The 19980-nt window shown below is 65.0% G+C and carries 15 protein-coding genes; 4 read left to right on the top strand and 11 right to left on the bottom strand.

From position 1 onward, the window contains the following. Window positions 1–49 precede the first annotated feature (49 nt). Window positions 50–385, top strand: coding sequence for a PilZ domain-containing protein (locus NMB41_RS23140; protein ID WP_494380093.1), 336 nt, complete (start codon window positions 50–52; stop codon window positions 383–385). Between the two features lie 71 nt (window positions 386–456). Here the strand turns inward: NMB41_RS23140 and NMB41_RS23145 are convergent, their stop codons facing one another. Beyond that, window positions 457–1926, bottom strand: a complete 1470-nt coding sequence (locus tag NMB41_RS23145) for an APC family permease (protein ID WP_494380094.1) — start codon at window positions 1924–1926, stop codon at window positions 457–459. After that, window positions 1880–2107 (bottom strand): hypothetical protein, encoded by a 228-nt coding sequence (locus NMB41_RS23150; RefSeq protein ID WP_494380095.1) that lies wholly within the window; start codon window positions 2105–2107, stop codon window positions 1880–1882. The genes NMB41_RS23145 and NMB41_RS23150 overlap by 47 nt, the downstream gene beginning before the upstream one ends. A 21-nt stretch (window positions 2108–2128) precedes the next feature. Here NMB41_RS23150 and NMB41_RS23155 point away from each other — a divergent pair, with 21 nt between their 5' ends. Next, entirely contained in the window at window positions 2129–2593 is a 465-nt protein-coding gene (locus tag NMB41_RS23155; RefSeq protein WP_494380096.1) for an RrF2 family transcriptional regulator, read from the top strand. 85 nt (window positions 2594–2678) lie between these two features. Continuing rightward, the gene (locus tag NMB41_RS23160) at window positions 2679–3872 is read left to right on the top strand and encodes a globin domain-containing protein (RefSeq protein WP_494380097.1); all 1194 of its coding nucleotides are present in this window, start codon (window positions 2679–2681) and stop codon (window positions 3870–3872) included. 27 nt (window positions 3873–3899) lie between these two features. Here the strand turns inward: NMB41_RS23160 and NMB41_RS23165 are convergent, their stop codons facing one another. Together NMB41_RS23165 and NMB41_RS23170 are read right to left on the bottom strand one after the other, a co-directional pair. Then, on the bottom strand, window positions 3900–4766 hold the full coding sequence (locus NMB41_RS23165; protein ID WP_494380098.1) for a head GIN domain-containing protein: 867 nt from the start codon (window positions 4764–4766) through the stop codon (window positions 3900–3902). A 118-nt stretch (window positions 4767–4884) separates the two neighbouring features. Further along, a complete protein-coding gene (locus NMB41_RS23170; protein WP_494380099.1) occupies window positions 4885–5997 on the bottom strand; it encodes an NADH:flavin oxidoreductase/NADH oxidase in 1113 nt (370 codons plus the stop codon). A gap of 265 nt (window positions 5998–6262) precedes the next feature. Between NMB41_RS23170 and NMB41_RS23175 the strand changes: the two genes are divergently transcribed. Further along, on the top strand, window positions 6263–7465 hold the full coding sequence (locus NMB41_RS23175) for an ISL3 family transposase (RefSeq protein ID WP_494382895.1): 1203 nt from the start codon (window positions 6263–6265) through the stop codon (window positions 7463–7465). Window positions 7466–7502: 37 nt separating this feature from the next. Here NMB41_RS23175 and NMB41_RS23180 read toward each other — a convergent pair whose 3' ends face one another. The 7 genes from NMB41_RS23180 to astC form a co-directional block, all read right to left on the bottom strand. Next, window positions 7503–8498: a succinylglutamate desuccinylase gene (locus NMB41_RS23180; protein WP_494380100.1), complete on the bottom strand. Its 996-nt coding sequence runs from the start codon at window positions 8496–8498 to the stop codon at window positions 7503–7505. A 4-nt stretch (window positions 8499–8502) separates the two neighbouring features. Further along, window positions 8503–13212 carry an NAD-glutamate dehydrogenase domain-containing protein gene (locus NMB41_RS23185; protein WP_494380101.1) on the bottom strand — a complete coding sequence of 1570 codons (4710 nt, stop codon included), beginning with the start codon at window positions 13210–13212 and terminating at the stop codon, window positions 8503–8505. A 299-nt stretch (window positions 13213–13511) separates the two neighbouring features. Next, window positions 13512–14855 (bottom strand): N-succinylarginine dihydrolase, encoded by a 1344-nt coding sequence (astB, locus tag NMB41_RS23190; RefSeq protein ID WP_494380102.1) that lies wholly within the window; start codon window positions 14853–14855, stop codon window positions 13512–13514. A 17-nt stretch (window positions 14856–14872) separates the two neighbouring features. After that, window positions 14873–16342 (bottom strand): succinylglutamate-semialdehyde dehydrogenase, encoded by a 1470-nt coding sequence (gene astD / locus NMB41_RS23195; protein WP_494380103.1) that lies wholly within the window; start codon window positions 16340–16342, stop codon window positions 14873–14875. Further along, a complete protein-coding gene (astA, locus tag NMB41_RS23200) occupies window positions 16335–17366 on the bottom strand; it encodes an arginine N-succinyltransferase (protein WP_494380104.1) in 1032 nt (343 codons plus the stop codon). The genes astD and astA overlap by 8 nt, the downstream gene beginning before the upstream one ends. A gap of 10 nt (window positions 17367–17376) precedes the next feature. Then, a complete protein-coding gene (locus NMB41_RS23205) occupies window positions 17377–18402 on the bottom strand; it encodes an arginine N-succinyltransferase (protein ID WP_494380105.1) in 1026 nt (341 codons plus the stop codon). A gap of 76 nt (window positions 18403–18478) precedes the next feature. After that, on the bottom strand, window positions 18479–19723 hold the full coding sequence (astC, locus tag NMB41_RS23210) for an acetylornithine/succinylornithine family transaminase (protein ID WP_494380106.1): 1245 nt from the start codon (window positions 19721–19723) through the stop codon (window positions 18479–18481). Between the last annotated feature and the right edge of the window lie 257 nt (window positions 19724–19980).

Below are 19980 nucleotides of genomic sequence, written 5' to 3' on the forward strand. Positions count from 1 at the left end.
TGCAATAAATGCAGTTATACTCGCCGATTTGCAATTCATAGAAATGACCGTGAGAGAACAGCGAGCGTATGTTCGGAAACTGATGCAGGAACAGGCCTTCCTGTCGGATGCGAACGTCAGCTCCTGGGCGCCCGTCCTCCTGCTTGATATCTCGCTGCATGGCCTCAGCTTTGCCACCCCCGCAGTGGTACAGGAAGGCGAAATGCGCGAGCTGCGCTTCAGGCTGCCGGGTAGCCCACGGTTGCACCACGCCAGCGTCCACATCGCGCACCAGACGAGCGCCGGTGTGCCGGTGGGCTATAAAGTGGGCGCGCGGTTCGAGAACATCGATGCCCTCACCACGAACGCCATCACGGATTTACTGGGCGCGCCCGCGCAGCCTTAGCCGGAGCGCACCGCCGCGCCTGCAAAAACGCCGCGTCAAGCGCGGCGTTTTTTTTAAGAGTCCGTGGCTGTTCAAGCCTTCTTGTTCAGCCGGCTATGCCGCACGCTGTACAAGAAATACGTCGCCACCGCGGCCGCCATCCAGATGAAGAACACGCGGAAGGTCGCCAGCGGGAGATCCTTCATGATGTACAGGCAGGCGGCAATCGACAGGCCCGGAATCACGTAGGGGCCGAAGGGCACGCGGAAACCCACCTCGGCATTCGGCCCCTGCTTGGCGCGGATCACCGGCACCGCGATCGACACGACAATAAACGCCGTCAGCGTACCCATGCTGACCATGTCCCACAGAAAGGTCGAGTCGACCAGGCCGGCGATCAGGCCCACCACCAGGCAGACGATCAGCGTGTTGCTCACCGGTGCGCCGGTGCGCGGGTTCACCTTCTGGAAGGTCTTCGGGATCAGGCCGTCGCGGCTGATCGCGTACAGGATGCGGGTCTGGCCGTAGATCGTTACCAGGGTCACCGAGAACACTGACACCACGGCGCCGGCCGACAGCACCAGCGCCGGCCAGGTTTTGCCGGTGACGTTCTGCAGGATCACCGACAGCCCGGCCTGCTGGCCTTCGAACAGGTGGGCGGGCTGCGCACCCATGGCGGCCAGGGCGACCAGCAAATAAAACACGGTGACGATCACCAGCGCCGCCAGTATGCCGATCGGCACGTTGCGGCGCGGATCCTTCACTTCTTCGCCGGCGGTGGCGATGGTGTCGAGGCCGATGAAGGAGAAGAACACGGTACCGGCAGCGGCCGTCACGCCGGCCATGCCGGCAAAGCCCTTGCTGTCGTCGGTATTGAAGAAAGGCTGGAAGTTGGCGGCGTCGAACCCGGAAAATGCGATCGCCGCAAAGAAGGCGAGGATGGCCAGCTTGATGACCACCATCACGGCATTGGTCGTGGCCGACTCCTTGGTGCCGCGAATGAGCAGGATGCAGCACATGATGATCAACAGCACCGGCGGCAAATTGAAATTGCCCGACTGGACCGACAGGTTGCTGTGGTCCGACACAAACATGGGCGAGCGCAGGTGGGCAGGGATTTCCCATCCAAAGGCGTTTTGCAGGAAATTGTTCAGGTAATCCGACCAGCCGATCGCCACCGCGCTCCCGGCCAGGCCATATTCGAGCAGCAGGCAGGCGGCGACGACGAAGGCGGCGAATTCGCCGACGGTGGCGTAGGCGAAGGAATAGGACGAGCCCGAAGCCGGCACGCGTCCAGCCAGTTCGGCGTAGCACAGGGCCGTCAGGCCGGCGGTGATCGCGGCGATCAGGAAGGACAATATAACGGCCGGGCCGGCCTTGGGTACCGCTTCGACCATCGTGAAGAAGATGCCGGTGCCGACGGTAGCGCCGACGCCGATCATCGTCAGCGGGAACAGGCCCAGTGTGCGGTTCAGGCCGCCACCATGGGCTGCCTGGCTGTCTTCGTGCGCGCGCTCAGCCGGTTTGGTACGAATCAGCTTCTGGCCCAGTGTTAGATTCACGGATGATTCCTTTGTCACTAAGAGCGCGTAACGCTCTAAAAATAGAGAAATGGCTGAGCTCGAAACGCCGCCAAAGTTCGCGATTATAGGGCCGATTCATAGAGCCGTTCGGCGTTGTTGAGAAAATAGTTTGGGCTAAATAGGTATATCTTATGCCTGTTTTCTGCGCTACAATCGCCATGTTCTTTCCTAACGACATCTTATGCGCCTGACCCGCTTTTCCGACATTGGTTTGCGTGTGCTGATTTATCTCGAGCGCGCCGGCGAACGGCCGCATCCGGTCACGGCTGCCGAGATCGCCTCGCAATTCGCCATCCCGCACAACCATATGGTCAAGGTGGTCGGCCATCTGGCGCGTGCCGGCTGGGTGCGTGCGCTGCGCGGACGCAATGGCGGCCTGCGCCTGGCGGCCGATCCGCATCTGCTGACCGTCGGCCAGGTGCTGCGCGAACTCGAAGGCGACGACGAGCTCGTCGACTGCGAAGCGACCCGCTGCGCACTGAGCCTCGATTGCCAGCTGCGCGGCCTGCTGAAAGCCGGCATACGCGCGTTCTATGCGGAGATGGACCGCCACAGCCTGGCGTCGATCACCGGCGGCAGCACCGGCGAGCAGATCGTGCGGATGCACAAGATGTTCTGGAGTGGAACGACAGCTGAAATGGCCTGAGCTTTCAACTCTGGCGCGCCCGCCCTGCGGGCATTTTTTAACACTTTAAAGTTGCATAAAAAATGCATCAAATGAGGAATACACAATGATTTCTGCCGCGTCCCGTCCCTACATCGATGCCAGCGTGCCTGTCCTGCGCGAACATGGCCTCGCCATCACCACCCTGTTCTACAAGAACCTGTTCGCCGAATACCCCCAGCTGACGCGCCTGTTCAATATGGGCAACCAAGCCAGCGGCGCGCAGCAGCAGTCGCTTGCCTCGGCGGTGTTTGCCTACGCGGCCAATATCGGCACCCCGGAAGCGCTGGGCCCGGTCGTCAAGCGCATCGTCCATAAACACGTCTCGATCGGCATCCGCGCCGAGCACTACCCGATCGTCGGCCGGCACCTGCTGGCGGCCATTTCGCAGACCCTGGGCGAGGCCGCGACCCAGCCGCTGCTTGACGCCTGGGCCGAGGCCTACGGTTCGCTGGCCAAGCTGCTGATCGAAGCGGAAGCCGAGCTCTACAGTACCGCAGGCATCGAACCGGGCGAAACGCGCCCGATGCGCGTGCTCGAGGTAAAACGCGAAAGCGCCAATGTGCTGTCGATCCGTTTCGTCGCTGCCGACGACAAGCCGCTGCCGCCCTTCCAGGCCGGCCAGTACGTCAGCGTTGCGGTCGACCTGCCGGACGGACGCCACCAGCTGCGCCAGTACAGCCTGTCCGATGCGTCCGGCAAGGACAGCTTGCGCATCTCGGTCAAGCGTGAGGATGCGCTGAACGCGTCGCCGGCCGGCGAAGTCTCGAACTGGATTCATGCGAACGTGAAGGCGGGCAGCGTGCTGCAGGTGACGCATCCCTTCGGCGAATTCACCCCGGACACCGAATCGGAAGCACCGATCGTGCTGCTGTCGGCCGGCGTCGGCATCACGCCGATGGTATCAAGCCTGAACCGCATCGCCATGGTCCACCCGCAGCGCCGCGTCATCTTCGCCTACGCCGCGCGCGACGCAGCGCACCACCCGCTGCAGGAGGACCTCGCCGCCGCCCAGGCAGCGATGCCGAACCTGCACGTGGTGACCTTTTATGAAGACGTGGGCGCCGCAGCCGGCGTGCTGGCCGGACGCATGGAGATCGCGCGCCTGCCGCAGTGGGACCTGGAGCAGACCGACGTCTGGCTGTGCGGCCCTTTGACCTTCATGCAGGCGCAGTGGCTGGCCCTGCTCGACGCAGGCGTGCCGGCGGCGCGCCTGCACCGCGAAGTATTCGGGCCGGATCTGCTGGACCACTTGCTGTAAGTGCGGGGCGGGCGCCGCGCGCCCGCCTCACAGCATCTGCACGCCGCGCCCGCTGGTATTGCGCTGGGCCGGCTGGCCATACACCCGGATCGGGCCGGAACCGCTGGTCTGCGCAAAGACCGACTGGCGCACCGTGGCCGAGATGCCGCCCGAGCCGCTGCTCGTCAGCTCGCCCTGGTCGGTGCTCAGGCCCGCCAGGTCGGCACTGCCCGAACCGCTCACCCGCACGTTCAGCGTGCGCACCACGCCCTTGGTCTGGACCGTTCCCGAACCAGTGATCTTGACGCGCGCGTTGTCGCCGTTCACCTGGCCGAGAACCATCCCGCCGGACCCGCTGACCTCCACATTCAGGCTGCGCGCACGCAGTTCGCCCGCTTCGATCTTGCCCGAGCCCGACACCTTGGCGTCCAGCTCCGCCACCTCGCCCGACAAACGCGTCACACCCGATCCGCCCAGGCGCACCGACAGCGGTTCGCCTTTCAGGTCACGCACCGTCACATGGCCCGAGCCGCCCAGGTGCAGGTGGCTCAGGCTGGGCACCGTGTAGGTGATCTTCAAAGGCGTCGTGCTGCGCAGGCGGCTTTCGGTCCCGATGTACAGGCTGCCGCCGCGCGCCTCGGTCGTCACGTGGGACAGCAAATTGCTGTCCCCCTCGACCACCAGCGATGGCGCAGCGCCGACGCGCACGTCGACGATCATCGAACCGCCCACGTCCAGCCCGGGCAGCGAAGCCACGCTGCGCGTATCGCGCGCAGGCACGCCGTTGCCGTCGACGGTGGTGCCGCTGAAGGGCGTATAAACCTGGAAATCCTTGCCGTTGCTGCCGGACGGGTTGGCAACGATGACGCAGCCGCCGAGGGCGGCGACACAGGCGAGGGCGAGCACGGTACGCATGGGAGGGACCTTTTCTATCGTGGTTTGGATGATGCCACTCTAGTCCGGGTCCAGCGATCCGTCCTGCCCGCTGCGACAGGCTGCGCATTTCGCAGCCCGAAGCGTGAAATTGAACGGATCAGCGCTGGCCGAGCCGTGTCTCGCCGAACAGGGTCTTGAACTGGCGCGGCTGCGAGCGCCAGTATTGCGGCGGGGCCGCCACCTGCGCGCCCAGCTCGGCCGCCGCATGCCATGGCCAGCGCGGGTTGTAGAGCATCGCACGCGCCAGCGCCACCATGTCGGCCTGGCCGGACTGCAGGATGTGCTCGGCCTGCTGCGGCTCGGTGATCAGGCCCACGCCGATGGTCGGCATCGTCGTCTCGCGCTTGATTCGTTCGGCAAATGCGATCTGGTAGCCGGCGCCGACCGGGATCTTCTGCTGCGGCGACACGCCGCCACTCGACACGTGGATGAAGTGGCAGCCGCGCTTTTCCAGTTCCTGGGCAAAGCGCACGCTCTGTTCGATGTCCCAGCCGCCTTCGACCCAGTCGGATGCCGAGATGCGCATGCCGACGCACATATTTGGCACCGCCGCGCGTACGGCGTCGAACACCTCGAGCGGGAAGCGCATGCGGTTCTCCAGCGAGCCGCCGTAATCATCCTCACGCTGGTTGGACAACGGGGACAGGAACTGGTGCAGCAGGTAGCCGTGGGCGCCGTGCAGCTCGATCGCGTCCAGGCCCAGCGCCTCGGCACGCAGGGCGGCGGCGACAAAGCCCTGTTTGATGCGCTGCAGGCCGGCGGCGTCCAGCGCCAGCGGCACGGATTCGCCTTCGGCATGCGGCACGGCGGAGGGCGCGACCGTTTGCCAGCCGCCCGCTTCATCGGGGGCGATGTTGGCGCCACCTTCCCAGGGCACGGCGCTCGAGGCCTTGCGCCCCGCGTGGGCCAGCTGGACCGCGATCTTGATCGGAGAATGGCGGCGCACTGCGGCAATCACCGGTTCCAGCGCTGCGCGGTGGGCATCGGACCACAGGCCCAGGTCGCCGGCGGAAATGCGGCCTTCCTGGGTGACGGCGGTCGCCTCGATGATCAACAATGCTGCGCCGGACAGGGCCAGCTGGCCGAGGTGGATCATGTGCCAGTCGGTGGCCAGGCCTTCGTCGGCCGAGTACTGGCACATGGGGGCGATGGCGATGCGGTTGGCCAGTTCCATCGGGCCCAGCGCGTAGGGGGAAAAGAGCTTGCTCATGCGGACTCCGGAGTGATCGGGTTTTGTAGGGTGGGCACTCCGTGCCCACGCGGAATGCGGCATTGTGGCACGCCGGGAACGAACCCGGGAACGTCGCGTACATGCCACGGTGGTACCGCGTGGGCACAAGTGCCCACCCTACGTCGCCATAAAAAAAGGTTCATCACGGATTTCCGGGATGACCGTGTTGTAAACGCAAGAGAGCGGTAAGGAAGAGTTATTGTGTTTGTGCGACCAAACCCAACCAACTCAACCTACCGCTCTCATGCCAGATCATAGTCTCAGCCTCCCGTTCTGGGAAGGCTTTACCGCTACCAAATTGGATGTGAAGGACGATGTCGTGTGGATTACGCTGCGGCGGGATGCGAGCGCAGCGATGGTCTGTGGCGGGTGCGGCGTGCATTGCTACCAGGTGCACGATGGCGCGACGCGCATCATCCGAGAGCTGCCGATGCAGGGTAAGCCGGTACGGCTGCGGGTGCCACTGCGTCGTCTGAAATGCAGCACATGCGGCACCAGGGTCGAGCGCGTGGCGTGGCTCGATCGCCATGCCCGGGTGACCCGCTCTCTGGCCGAGTTTGTCGGCTTGTGGTGCGAGAAGCTTCCAGTTGCCCACGTGTGCAAACTGGCGCAGCTGCACTGGGAGACGGTGCGCACTATCGAGCGTGCCAAGCTCGAACGTGAACTGGCTGCTTTGCCCGCAGCGCAGCCAACGCGGCTTGTCATGGATGAATTCGCGCTGTTCAAGGGGCATCGTTACGCCACTGTCGTGCTCGATGCGGACAGCCGGCGGGTACTGTGGGTCGGCGAGGGCCGCAGCCGCGAGGCCATCCGTCCGTTCTTCGAATGGCTCGGCCCCGACCGCTGCGCCAACATCGAAGCCGTCGCAATGGACATGAATACCGCTTTTGACCTGGAAGTACAGCAGCAATGCCCGAAGGCGCGCGTGGTCTACGATCTGTTTCACGTCATTGCCAAGTACGGCCGTGAGGTGATCGACCGGGTACGGGTCGACGAGGCAAACCGCCTGCGCGACGACCGCCCTCAGCGCAAAGTCGTCAAGCGCTCTCGTTGGCTTTTGCTGCGCAACCGGGAAAACGTCCCGCCAGCCCAGCAGGCTAATCTGGACGAGCTGCTTGCCGCCAACCAGGCCTTAATGACGGTGTACGTGATGAAGACAGCACTCAAGGAACTCTGGCAGACATCGGGCGGCTGGCGGTGGCTTCTCGCCTGGCGCAACTGGCTCAAGATGGCGCGCGACAGCGGAATCGAACCGCTCAGAAAGTTTGCAGCAAAGCTCAAGCCTTACTGGCGAGGCATCGCAGCAAGGCTGCGCTGGCCGATGCATACCGGCCAGCTCGAAGGCATCAACAACCGTATCAAAGTAATGAAACGGATGGCCTACGGCTACCGGGATAGCGACTTCTTCTTCATCAAGATCAAAGCCGCGTTTCCCGGAAATCCGTGATGAACCTAAAAAAAGCCGCGGAGTCCGCGGCTTCGTTTTAATTCACACGCACCACCATCAAGCCGGCGCGCAGCCCTATCCTCACGTCGGGATTCGGAAACACCACCATCTCCTCTTCATGGAAGACCGAGTACACGGTCTCACCATCGGTGGCAATCACATCCCCCCGCTTGAGCGAAGCAAAATTCGGCGTCTCGCGGCTGAAGCCCATCTTGAAATCATCGGACAGCTTGATGATCTCCTGCGCCACCTTGAACACGTGGGGTTCGGTCATCGCCTCGGCCTGTTCGCCGCGCAGCAGCGCGTCGAGTGCGCGCGATGCGTCGACAAACTGGGCCATGTTGTTGCGGCCCAGCGTGCCCACCCTGCCCAGTTCCACCGTGCTGCCGGCAGCGGCGTGGTGCTCGGCCGAGTAATAACTGTAGGTGCCGGCCGACTTCGGGTTCATGACGATGGCGCCAATGGCCGCCTGCCCCAGCCAGTCGATCAGCGCTTCCTTGCCGTGGTCGGCGATCAGGTCCGGCACGATCGCGAACATCGGGTAGTGCGAGGCGCGGATCGCCGTGTGCAGGTCGAGGTGCCAGCGCACCGGCCCGGTGCCGGCAAAGAAGGCATCGGTGGCGGCGACCATCTCGTCGGCCCGTGCCGCTTCCGCGGTGCCGGCCAGCGCGCCGCGGTCCGGCTTGAACATGCGGTTCAGGTCGGCGTCAATAAAGCGCTTGCCGGCGGCAATCGCTTCGATGTTGCCGACGCAGAGCATCAAGTCCACCTGCAATGCCTGCGGTGCGCGCGACAAGGCTTCGATCACGTGCGCGACCATTTCGATCGGCCCGGTCTCGTCGCCATGCACGCCCACCGACAGCAGCACCGCCGGCCGGGTCACGCTCTGCACACCCTTCACCGTCAGGATGCCCCTGGCAGGCATCCCGACGACGAAGCCGGCCTCGCGGAAGCGCTGCGCGACCGTGCCGAAATCGGCCTCGGCCAGCGCGCGCACCGCGTCAGGCACCACGGGGGTCAGGGGTGCGCTCATTGCCTCAAGCCGCCAGGCGTTCCGGGTTCGAACCTTCCGACAGCGACCAGACGTTCAGCATTGCCTGTTCGAGGTCGGTCGCCGGTGCGTAGCCCGTGAGGCCCATGTCGCGGGTGACGGCATCGACCGCCGCCAGCGCGTCGCCGCTGCCGGCACGCTCGATCACCTGCAGCAGCAGGCGCTGCTGGGTTCGGCGCAGTGCCTGCATCGCGTAGTTGCGCAGCTGTTCCTGCGACTTGGTCTGCGGCGGCAGCTTCAGGCCGCGCTCGAGCGTGTCGATGCCGGCGCGCTCGCGCAGCGCCATGCCGACCTGCAGGAACTGGGCCAGCGACATGCCCGCGGGACGCTGCACCGAGACGGCTGCGAACAGGAAGGTGGCCAGCGACTCGATGGTTTCGACCGACTTCCAGGCCTGCACGAAGGCTGCGTTCAGGCCGGCGTGACCGTCGGCTTCCGACTTGGCCGGCATCAGCTGGCGTACTTGCTCGCTGTTGGCAAACAGTTGCGACAGTTCGGCCATGCCATCGGTCCCTTGCGGCAGCGACAGCACGCCTTCGATCACGGCACGCAGCAGTGCACGGGTGCGGGCATCGACCGCGATCGAGACTTCACGCGGCACGTTCAGGGCATCGGCGTCGAGCGCGTCGAACACCGGCGCCAGGTTCAGCGCCGACCAGGCGCGGCCCCAGGCTTTGACCACTTCCGCTTCGTCGACGCGGTGTTCGGCAGCCAGGTCGCGGATCATCAGCGGGCCGCAGCGGTTGACCGCTTCGTTGGCCAGCACGGTGGCCAGGATGGCGTTGGCCAGCGGATGATCCAGCGGATCGCGGGTGGCGACCAGCTGCGCCGGGAAGTAAGGACGCAGCACGGTCTCTGCCCATGGCTCCTCGGTCAGCGGCAGCGCAGCCAGCACGCGCTTGAAGCGGTTCTTGACGTTGGCAACCACCACCGCCAGTTCCGGTGCGGTGAGACCGGCGCCCATTGCCTTGCGGCGCTGCAGTTCGGTGTCCGTCGGCAGCTGTTCCAGTTCGCGCGACACGGCGCCCTCAGCTTCGAGGCTCGTGATCAGGGCCGCATAGCTGTCGACGATGCCGCCGTTCGTTTGCGCCTGCACTTCGCGCGTCAGCAAATGGGTCTGCTGCGTGTTGTCGCGCAGGACCAGCTCCTCGACGTCGCCGGTCATCTCGTTGAGCACGCGGTTACGGTCGGCTTCAGGCAGCTTCCCGGCGTTGACTTCGGTGTCGAGCCAGATCTTGATGTTCACTTCGTGGTCCGAGCAATCCACGCCGGCCGAGTTGTCGATCGCATCGGTGAAGATGCGGCCACCGGCGAGCGCGAACTCGATACGGCCGGCCTGGGTCGCACCCAGGTTGCCGCCTTCGGCCACCACCTTGCAGCGCAGTTCATTGCCGCTGACGCGGATGTTGTCGTTGGCGCGGTCCTTCACTTGCGCGTGGGTCTCGGTCGAGGCCTTGATATAGGTGCCGATGCCGCCGTTGTAGAACAGGTCGACCGGCGCGAGCAGGATGCGGTGCATCAGCTCTTCCGGCGCCAGCGAAGTCTCTTCGATGTCCAGCGCAGAACGAACTTGAGGCGAGAGATCGATCGAACGAGCCGAACGGGGGAAGACGCCGCCGCCCGCCGAGATCAGGCTCTTGTCGTAGTCTTCCCACGACGAGCGTGGCAGCGCGAACATGCGCTGGCGCTCGGCGAAGGAGACGGCGACGTCCGGTGCCGGATCCAGGAAGATGTGGCGGTGATCGAACGCGGCCAGCACCTTCAGTTGACGCGACAGCAGCACGCCGTTGCCGAACACGTCGCCCGACATGTCGCCCACGCCGACCATGGTGATCGGGGTGGTGCTCATGTCGTGGCCGATTTCGTAGAAGTGACGCTTCACGGCTTCGAAGGCGCCCTTGGCGGTGATGCCCATCTTCTTGTGGTCGTAGCCGTTCGAGCCGCCCGACGCAAACGCGTCGCCCAGCCAGAAGCCGCGCTGCACTGCGATGCTGTTGGCGATGTCGGAGAAGGTAGCGGTGCCCTTGTCGGCGGCAACCACCAGGTAAGGATCGTCCTGGTCGTAGCGCACGGTATTGCTTGGCGCGACGATGGCGCCGCGCACGCGGTTGTCGGTCACTTCCAGCAGGCTGGCGATGAACAGGCGGTAGACCGATTCGCCTTCATGGGCGATGGTCTCGCGCACGGCGTCCTTCGGCATCTGCTTGCAGACGAAACCGCCCTTCGAGCCGGCCGGCACGATGACCGCGTTCTTGACCATCTGCGCCTTCACCAGGCCCAGCACTTCGGTGCGGTAGTCTTCCATGCGGTCCGACCAGCGCAGGCCGCCGCGAGCGACCGGGCCGCCGCGCAGGTGCACGCCTTCGAAGCGGCGCGAGAACACGTAGATCTCGCGGTAAGGACGCGGTTCCGGCGCCAGCGACAGGTTGCTGGTGTCGAACTTGAAGATGATTTTTTCACCCGCGTTCTGGAAGTAGTTGGTGCGCACGGTCGCCAGCGCCAGCTCGACCAGGGCGGCCATGATTTCTTCGGTGTCGGCGTGGTTCACGCTCGACAGGCCGGCCTTGAGCGAGGCCAGCTTCGCGCTGCCGGCGTCACGCTCGGATTCGCTCAGGGCAGGATCAAAACGCTGGGCGAAGCCGGTGACAAATTCTTTTACCAGGGCCGGCTGCGCGCGCAGGGTTTCGGCCATGTAGCGCACCGAGAACTTCGAGCCGAGCTGGCGCCAGTAGCTGATGTAACCGCGCACCAGCTGCACTTCGCGCATCGACAGGCCGCCTTCGACCGTCAGGCCGTTCATGCGGCCGTCTTCGGCTTCGTTGTTGAACAGGGCCGTGAACAGCTCTTCGGCCACCGGGGCGATGCCGGCCTTGACCAGCTTGTCGCCGCTTTCGTCGTCCACCGCCAAGGCGGTGACGTGGTGGCGCACGCCGTCGGCGGTCGTGATCGACCAGGTCTGCTCGCGGTCGACCGCGATACCGGCATTCGCCAGCGCCGGCAGAATGCGCGACAGCGACAGCACGTTCTCGCCCGAATACAGGCGGATCGAAGCGTCACGGGCGGCGTTGCCAACGCCGGTGCCAGGTTCGACGCGTACGGCGACGCGGTCGGTCTGGCCGATGTTGAGCATGGCCTGCAGGTCGCGGAAGGCGACGTCCGGCGCGGTCGCGGTGACAAACGACACCGGCAGGTTGGCGCCGAGTTTACGCAGGTTGCTGCGCTGCGTGTGGTCTTCGACGCCATTGGTCATGGTGGCGAAGCGGTCATGCCAGCCGTCCAGCACTGCCAGCAGCGGCTGCTGGATGTCGGTTTCCAGGTCGAGCGGGTTGCGCGCGCCGTGGGCGATCAGGTAGACGCGGGCCAGCGGACCGTCGGCCACCAGGGTGAAGTAACGCACGTCACGTGCGCCCGAGCTGTCTTTCAGGGCCTGGGCCAGGCTTGCGGCGACGGCGGCGCTGTAGCGCTCGCGCGGCAGGTAGACCAGCGCGTTCAGGTGACGGCCGTACACGTCGCGGCGCGCAAAGACTTTTGGACGCGGCTGCTTGTACAGCGACACGACCGAGCTGCACACCTGCGCCAGCCATTCCGGATCGGCTTCGACCGCTTCGGTACGCGGGAGCGACTCGAGGATCTCGAGGAATTTCTCGGCGCGGAAGCCTTCCTGGCGCACACCGGCCAAGCCCAGCACTTTGGCGACACGGCCGCGCGCGAACGGCAGGCGAGCCAGCGGGGTCGAGGTGGCGGCGCGGGTGAACAGGCCGACGAAGCAGTGCTCGCCCAGGATGTTGCCTTGTGCGTCAGTGTGGCGCACGCCGATGAAGTCGAGCGGCTGGTCGCGGTGCAAGGTGCCTTCGACGTCGGCCTTGACGATCGACAGGTCTTCGGCGCGGCCGGCCAGGGTATTGAGTTCGCCCGGGATGTTGGCCAGGCAGGTGCCATACACAGGGTGCGAAGTGTCCTTCAGCACGCCGATGCGGCTCGGGATGTCGCGTGCCAGTTCGGTCTGGCCGGGCTGGACGACATAATAGGCGTAGCCGAAGGGTTCGAAACCTTCGTTCTTGGCCCACTCGAGGAAGGCGGCCACTTCCTGGCCGGCCGGGGTGCCGGAGGCAGCTGCTGCGGCAGCCACTGCGGTCATGCGGTCGCCCATGGCCACGGCATCGCGGTGCACGGTGGCGGCGTCGCTGGCGACCATGCGGATGCGCGCGGTGAGTTTATCGAGTTCGTCGAAGGCCAGTTCGTCGTTCAGCAGCACCAGCACATAGGACTCGAGCGGAGCACCGGCGGTGCCGACACTGGTGACGACGCCGTTCGCATCGCGCTGAACCGGCAGCACGGCGTTCATCACGCCGGCGGCCAGGACGCGCTCCTTGCGCAGGGCCATGACGAAGGAGTCGACCAGGTAAGGCATGTCTTCATTGAGAATCAACAACGCAGTGGCCATGCCGCCCTTGGTGTCGGTATAGCGCAGTTGCGCGATCTGGCAACCGGCGCTGGTGCGCTTGGCGGTCTGCATGAAGCCGTCCCACAGCACAGGGGCCAGGGCGGTCGGCGCGGTACCGGCCAGATCTTCTTCGTCGAGCGATCCGAGCCAGGCGCTGATCAGGGCGCGCACCTGTTCGGTCGCGCCAACGGCTGGTTGGCTGGTCACCAGGTTCAGGGTCTGGGTACGCAAATCTTGCGGCATGTCTTTCATTGTTGCTTCTCCAAAGCGAATGTTTGTCGCCCGTGCGCGCTGCGGCTTGTGGCTTTGCGCGTACAGCGGTTTTATTGGGCAGGGTTGTCCCGTCCAAGGTCCTTGGCTTCCTTGTCCCGGAAGCGTGTAACTCGTTGTGTTCAACAGGTAGCGCGTTGTGCGCTGCCCTCTTGGTTGCGGCGCTTTCGCGTGCCGCGATAACTTGTTTCTACTGCCGTACCGCGTGGGCTCAAGAGCCCACCCTACAAAGGCGGTGCACCGTAGGGTGGGCACTTGTGCCCACGCGGTACACCGTTTGATCATCCAAAATCGTATAACCCTGGCAAGCCCAGAATGCGCTCCAACGCTTCCAGCGCCGCCGTGCATTCGATCGCCAGCTGCGGATCCGCCAAATCCTTCGGCTCCACATGATCGCGGTAGTGTTTTCCGACCCACTGAACCAGCTGGGCATACAGCGCCTCGGTCATGATCACGCCCTGGTGCATCGCCCCCGCCTGCTCGTCGGTCAGCGCCACGCGCAAACGCAGGCATGCAGGACCGCCGCCGTTGCGCATGCTCTGGCGCAGGTCGAATTCGAGCAGTTCGTCGATCGGGCCGCCGCTGGCGACCAGGCCGGCCAGGTAAGCCGCCACCGCAGCATTCTCGCGGCATTCGTGCGGCACCAGCAGCGCCATCTTGCCGTCCGGCTTAGTCAGCAGCTGGCTGTTGAACAGGTAGCTGGCCACCGCATCGGCCACCGGCACCATGCCGCCGGCAACGCGCACCGGCAGGAACTCGGCGCCGACGCCGGCCACCGAGCGCCGCAGCGCGTCGATCGTCGACGACTCGTCGGCAAACGCTTCCTCATGATAGAACAAGACGTTGCCGTTGCCGACTGCGATGACGTCGTTATGGAACACGCCCTGGTCGATCACGTCCGGGTTCTGCGCCGCGAAGACGGTGCGCGCCGGATCGAGGCCATGCAGGCGCGCCACCGCCTGCGAGGCTTCCAGGGTCTGGCGTGCCGGGTATTTTTTCGGGAACGGCGCCGACGGGTCGAACTCGACGCGGCCGTACACGAAGAACTCGACACCGGACGCGCCATGGTCCGCGGCGAAACGGGTGTGGTTTGCCGCGCCTTCGTCGCCAAAAGCCGGCGTCGGCGGCAGCGGGTCGTGCACGACAAAATGATCGTGGTTCGCAAAAATCGCGCGCAGCGTGCGCGTGGCCTGCACGTGCTCTTCCGAGCGGTGCAGCTTGTTGTTCAGGTTCGCCGCGGTGAAGTGCACGCGGCCGTCGCGCGTGTCGGCCGATGGGCTGACGGTGGCGGCGTTCGCGGTCCACATGGGCGCGGCCGACCAGGCGCAGGACAGGATCACGGGCGCATCGCGCCAGGCTTGCGCCAGCACGTCGGCGTCGGTCCCCGAGAAGCCCAGGCTGCGCAGCAACCGGAAATTCGGACGCGCCTGCGGCGGCATCACCGCTTGCGCAAAACCGCGTGCGGCCAGGTCGCGCATCTTGGCCAGGCCCTGCAGCGCGGCCAGGCGCGGATTGGAGGCGCTGCGCACATTGCTGAACGAAGCGACGTTGCCGAACGAGAGGCCGGCGTAGTTATGGGACGGGCCAACCAGGCCGTCGAAATTGTATTCGCGAGCGTTACGCATAAGTTAAATATTCAGCTTTAGAAGCGCAGTCCCGGCGACAGCTTTGCCGGCATTTCGAGTTCGGCCGTCTCGATCGAGGCGACCGGGTAGGCGCAGTAATCGGCAGCATAATACGCGCTTGGGCGATGGTTGCCCGACTTGCCGACGCCGCCGAACGGCGCCGAACTGGCCGCGCCCGTGGTCGGACGGTTCCAGTTGACGATGCCGGCACGCGCGCGCACCGCAAAGCGCTTCCACAGTTCTTCCGACGGCGACAGGAGCGCCGCAGCCAGGCCGAATTCGGTGGCGTTCGCCGCGCGCAGGGCTTCGTCGAAACTCTTCACGCGGATCACCTGCAGCAAGGGGCCGAACCACTCTTCGTCCGGAATGCCTTGTGCGTCAGTCACGTCGACGATGCCGGCCGTAACAAAACCTGCGTTCGGGTCGAGCTGGCGCATCTGCAGCAGCACCTTGCCGCCCTTGGCGGCCATTTCGGCCTGCGCCTGCACCAGGCGCGCTGCCACGGCTGCGGAGACGACCGGTCCCATGAAGGGCTGCGGCTCGGCCTTCGAGGCGCCGACCTGCAGTCTGGAGGCGACTTCCACCAGGCGATCGATAAAAGCCTGGCCCTGTTCGTTGTCCTGCACCACCAGGCGGCGCGCACAGGTGCAGCGCTGGCCGGCCGAGATGAAGGCCGACATCACCGTGTGATGCACGGCGGCGTCGATGTCCTGGACGTCCCAGACCACCAGTGGATTGTTCCCGCCCATTTCCAGCGCCAGCATCTTGCCCGGCTGGCCGCCGAACTGTTTATGCAGCGCGGCGCCGGTCTGGCTGCTGCCGGTGAACAGCACGCCGTCGATCAAGGCATTCTGGCCGAGCGCAATGCCGGTCTCGCGGCCGCCGTTAACCAGGTTCAGCACGCCCTTCGGCAAGCCGGCCTGCTCCCACAGCTGCACCGTTTTGACGGCAGTACGCGGCGCGTACTCGCTTGGCTTGAAGACCACGGTGTTCCCTGCGATCAGGGCCGGCACGATGTGGCCGTTCGGCAGGTGGCCCGGGAAGTTATAGGGACCAAAGACGCCGAACACGCCATGCGGGCGGTGACGCAGCACGGCGTTGCCGTCGGCGACCTTGGCTGCGGATTCGCCCGTGCGGGCGCCGTAGGACTGGACAGAGATGTCCACTTTATTCGCCATCGTCGCCGCTTCCGTGCGTGCTTCCCACAGCGGCTTGCCGACTTCTTCGGCGATGATGCTTGCCAGTTCTTCCGCGTTTTCCTTCAGCAGGTCGCGAAAACGCGTCGCCACGCCGATGCGCTCTTCCAGCGGCGCCAGGGCCCAGGCTTCGAAGGCCTCATGGGCGGCTTGCGCGGCGCGGGCGACGTCGTCCGCGGTGGACTCCTTGCTGCTCCAGGTCTGGCGGCCGCTGGACGGGTCGATCGTGACCAGTTCCGCGCCGCTGCCGGCAATCCACTCGCCGTTAATAAAATTCGACAGGTTAGCCATTATTCTTCCTTACGTTGAGTGACAGCGTGCGCACCGGCTCGCCCGCCTGGATGCGCAGCAGCGCCAGTTCCTGCGCCGACAGCGCAATCTCGGCGCCATCGAGCGGGGCCTGGGCCAGCACCATCCTGAAATCGTCCAGCTTCGTGTTCGACACCAGCAGGCATTCGGTCTCGCCGACTGCCCTGCCCTCGACCGCCACGCGCAGCACGCTGTCGCGCACCGAACGCAGCTCTTTGACGCGGCCTTGCAGCACGGGGCCGGCGTCAAAAATGTCGACATACCCCTCGTAATGCATGCCTTCCTGCTCGAGCAGTTTGCGCGCCGGCAGGGTCGAACGGTGCACCTGGCCGATGACTTCGCGCGCCGACTCGGGCAGGTAGTCCACGTACAGGGGCTGGCGCGGCATCAGTTCGGCGATGAAGGACTTCTTGCCCAACGCGGTCAGGCCGTCGACGTGGTCGAAATCCATCTTGAAGAAGTGGCGGCCCAGGCCTTCGTAGAAGGGGCTGGTGCCGTCTTCCAGCAGGTAGCCGCGCATCTCGGCGATGATTTTTTCGGTGAACAGCTGCTGGAACTGGGCGATGAACATGAACCGGCTTTTGGACAGCCACTTGCCGTTGTAGCCCTTGCGGTAGTCCGGCTGCAGGAACAGCGAGCACAGTTCGCTGGCGCCGGTCAGGTCGTTCGACAGGTAGAGCGTCTCCATGCGAGAGAACACATTCAGTTCGCGGCTGGAGTGCACCAGGGTGCCGATGCGGTAGTTATAGAACGGTTCGTTCAGGCCGACCGCGGCCTTGATGGCGCACACCCCGGCCAGTTTGCCGGTGTCGGTGTCTTCCATCACGAACATGTAGTCGCGTTCTTCGGGCGGGATGGTGCCCTGGAACGAGGCCACGGCGCAGGCGACGCGGTCGCCCAGCATCTTGCGGTCCGGTTTCAGGGTGGTCATGCCGCCGCCGACTTCGCGCGCCATGTCGATGAGCGGGTCGAGGTCCGATGCAGCTATGGAGCGAATGACGAGCATGGTGCCTCTCTCAGATTCTGACGCAGACGACGCTGTCGCCCGGCGCGACACCGAGCGCCTCTTGTGCGGCCAGAGGCAGGCACAGGGCGTCGGAGGTGTCGCAAGGTGGACAGGCCACGGTAATGGCGCGGAAGCGCTCGGCATTCGTCGCCACCGCATAGGTAACGAGATTCTCAGGCATGACTTGCGGCGCGTTCTCGACGCGGCGCTGCTGCGAGCCGCAGAACGAGCGCAGCGACATTTTATGCGCCGCCAGGATCGGGCCGCCGTCGAAGATGTCGACATATTCGTCCGCTTCGAAGCCTTCGGCCGTCAGCAGGTCGAACGCCAGCTGGCCGCTCGGGTGAATTTGTCCCATCGCCGCCTGGGCGTCGCCCGGCAGCAGCGGCACGTAGACCGGGTAGTGCGGCATCAGCTCGACGATCATGGTGCGGTTGCGCGAACCGCCAATCACGCGTTCGGCATCCAGAAAATCCATCTTGAAGAATTTGCGGCCCAGCGCATTCCAGAACGGCGACTCGCCGTTGGAGTCCGTCACGCCGGCCAGCGGCACGAAGAACCGGTCGCCGAAGCGGTGCGGCGCCAGCACCGCGAACAGCAGGCGCGCACGGGACAGCAGGGCCGCTTCGATGCCGGCGGCGGCGCGGTCGCGCAGGTGAAAACCGGCCAGCTGCGAGCAGGCCGTCAATTCCGAGCAGAGCGTGAGCGCATGCACGCTGTGCGAGATGTTCAGGTCGCGCGAGACCTGGGCGATGACGTCGTTGCGGAACGCAAAATACGTCCCGTTCGAGCCGGCCGAGGCGTGGACGGCGGCCGTGCCGACGACGTCGCCGCTAGTTGCATCTTCGAGCACGAACAGGTAGGACTCTTCGCTTGGGATATCGACTTGCGCGGCGAACGAGGCGATCGAACGCTCGACGAACGCGGCGATCGTGTCGCGCGTGCGCGGCAGCGTGTGCACGCCGGGCGTCATCACGGCGGCCAGGTTCTCCAGCGCGCCGATATCCGCAAGTTCAACCGGACGGACAACAAACATGTGTACTCCCTTGAAGGGTCAGTGCGAACGAATCCCGGCCGCGCACGAGGCGACAGGCCGGGATGCTGCAAGCTTCTTAAGCGGCGGCGAGGAACTCGTCGACTGCGGCGCGCAGGATGCGGTCCGCTTCCGCGATCTGCGCGTCCGACACGATCAGCGCCGGCGCCATGCGGATGACGTCCGGGCCGGCGATCAGCAGCATCAGGCCCATCTTCTCGGCGATCTTGGTGATGTCCTTGGCCTTGCCCTTGAAAGCGTCGGCCAGCGGGAGGCCGATCAGCAGGCCCAGGCCGCGCGCCTTGCCGAACAGCTGCGGGTAGTCGCCGGTCAGCTTTTCCAGGTTCGCGAAGATCTTGCTGCTCGCTTCTTTTACACGCGCGAGGAAGGCAGGCTGGTTGATCATGCCGACCACGTTCAGCGCCACGGTCGCCGCCAGCGGATTGCCGCCGTAGGTGGTGCCGTGCGAGCCGACGTTGAAGTGCTGGGCGATTTCTTCGGTCGTCAGCATGGCGCCGATCGGGTAGCCGTTACCGAGCGCCTTGGCGCTGGTGAGGATGTCCGGAACGACCGGGGTATCCATGTAGGCGTAGAAGGAACCGGTACGGCCCACGCCCGACTGCACTTCGTCGAAAATCAGCAGCGCGCCGGTCTTGTCGCACAGCTCGCGCAGCGCCGCCAGGTAGTCGGCATTGCCCGGAATGACACCGCCCTCGCCCTGGATCGGCTCGACGATCACGGCCGCGACGTCATCGAGGATCGCAGCGCGCGCCGCTTCGATGTCGTTGTACGGCACGTGGTTGATTTCCTGCGGCAGCGGCTCGAAGCCTTCGGTGTACTTCGGCTGGCCGCCGACCGAGACGGTGAACAGGGTACGGCCGTGGAAGGACGACAGGCAGGAAATGATGCGCGACTTGTGCGGGCCGAACTTGGTGTGCGCGTACTTGCGGGCCAGCTTCAGGGCCGCTTCGTTCGCTTCCGCGCCCGAGTTGCAGAAGAAGGCGCGGTCCGCAAAAGTAGATTCGACCAGCGCCGTGGCCAGGCGCAGCACCGGCTCGTTGGTGTAGCCGTTACCGAGGTGCCAGAGGGTGTTGATCTGCTTGGTCAGCGCGTCGACCAGCACCGGATTGGCGTGGCCCAGGCTCGAGACGGCGATGCCGGAGGTGAAGTCGAGGTAATGCTTGTCTTCCTGGTCCCACACGTCCAGGCCCGACGCGCGCACCGGCACCATCGCAGCCGGGGCATAGGTCGGGACGAGGACTTCGTCGAAGGTCTGCCGAGTGACAGGCCGCGTTGTGACACCCGAATCAAGCTTTGCGTTCATGACTTTTCCTCATCCAATGTTAGTGACTGGCGCGCCGGGACACGGGCGCCGAACCTGGACATTATAGGGAGGGGGGCAGGCAAGTTCTTGCGGAAGTGCGACGGGGATTTTCATTTTTGGCCGGGACTGGATTGATTGACAATGTCCTCACCAGAACGCCCAAAAAACCGAGCTTGCCATCTGAGCAACAGATTTCGTACACTAAGCCTGCAGACGTTTTCGATTCGCCAGAATCGGCGTTCTGTACCGGGATGAGC

This window comes from Massilia sp. FBCC-B171 (assembly GCF_059134155.1).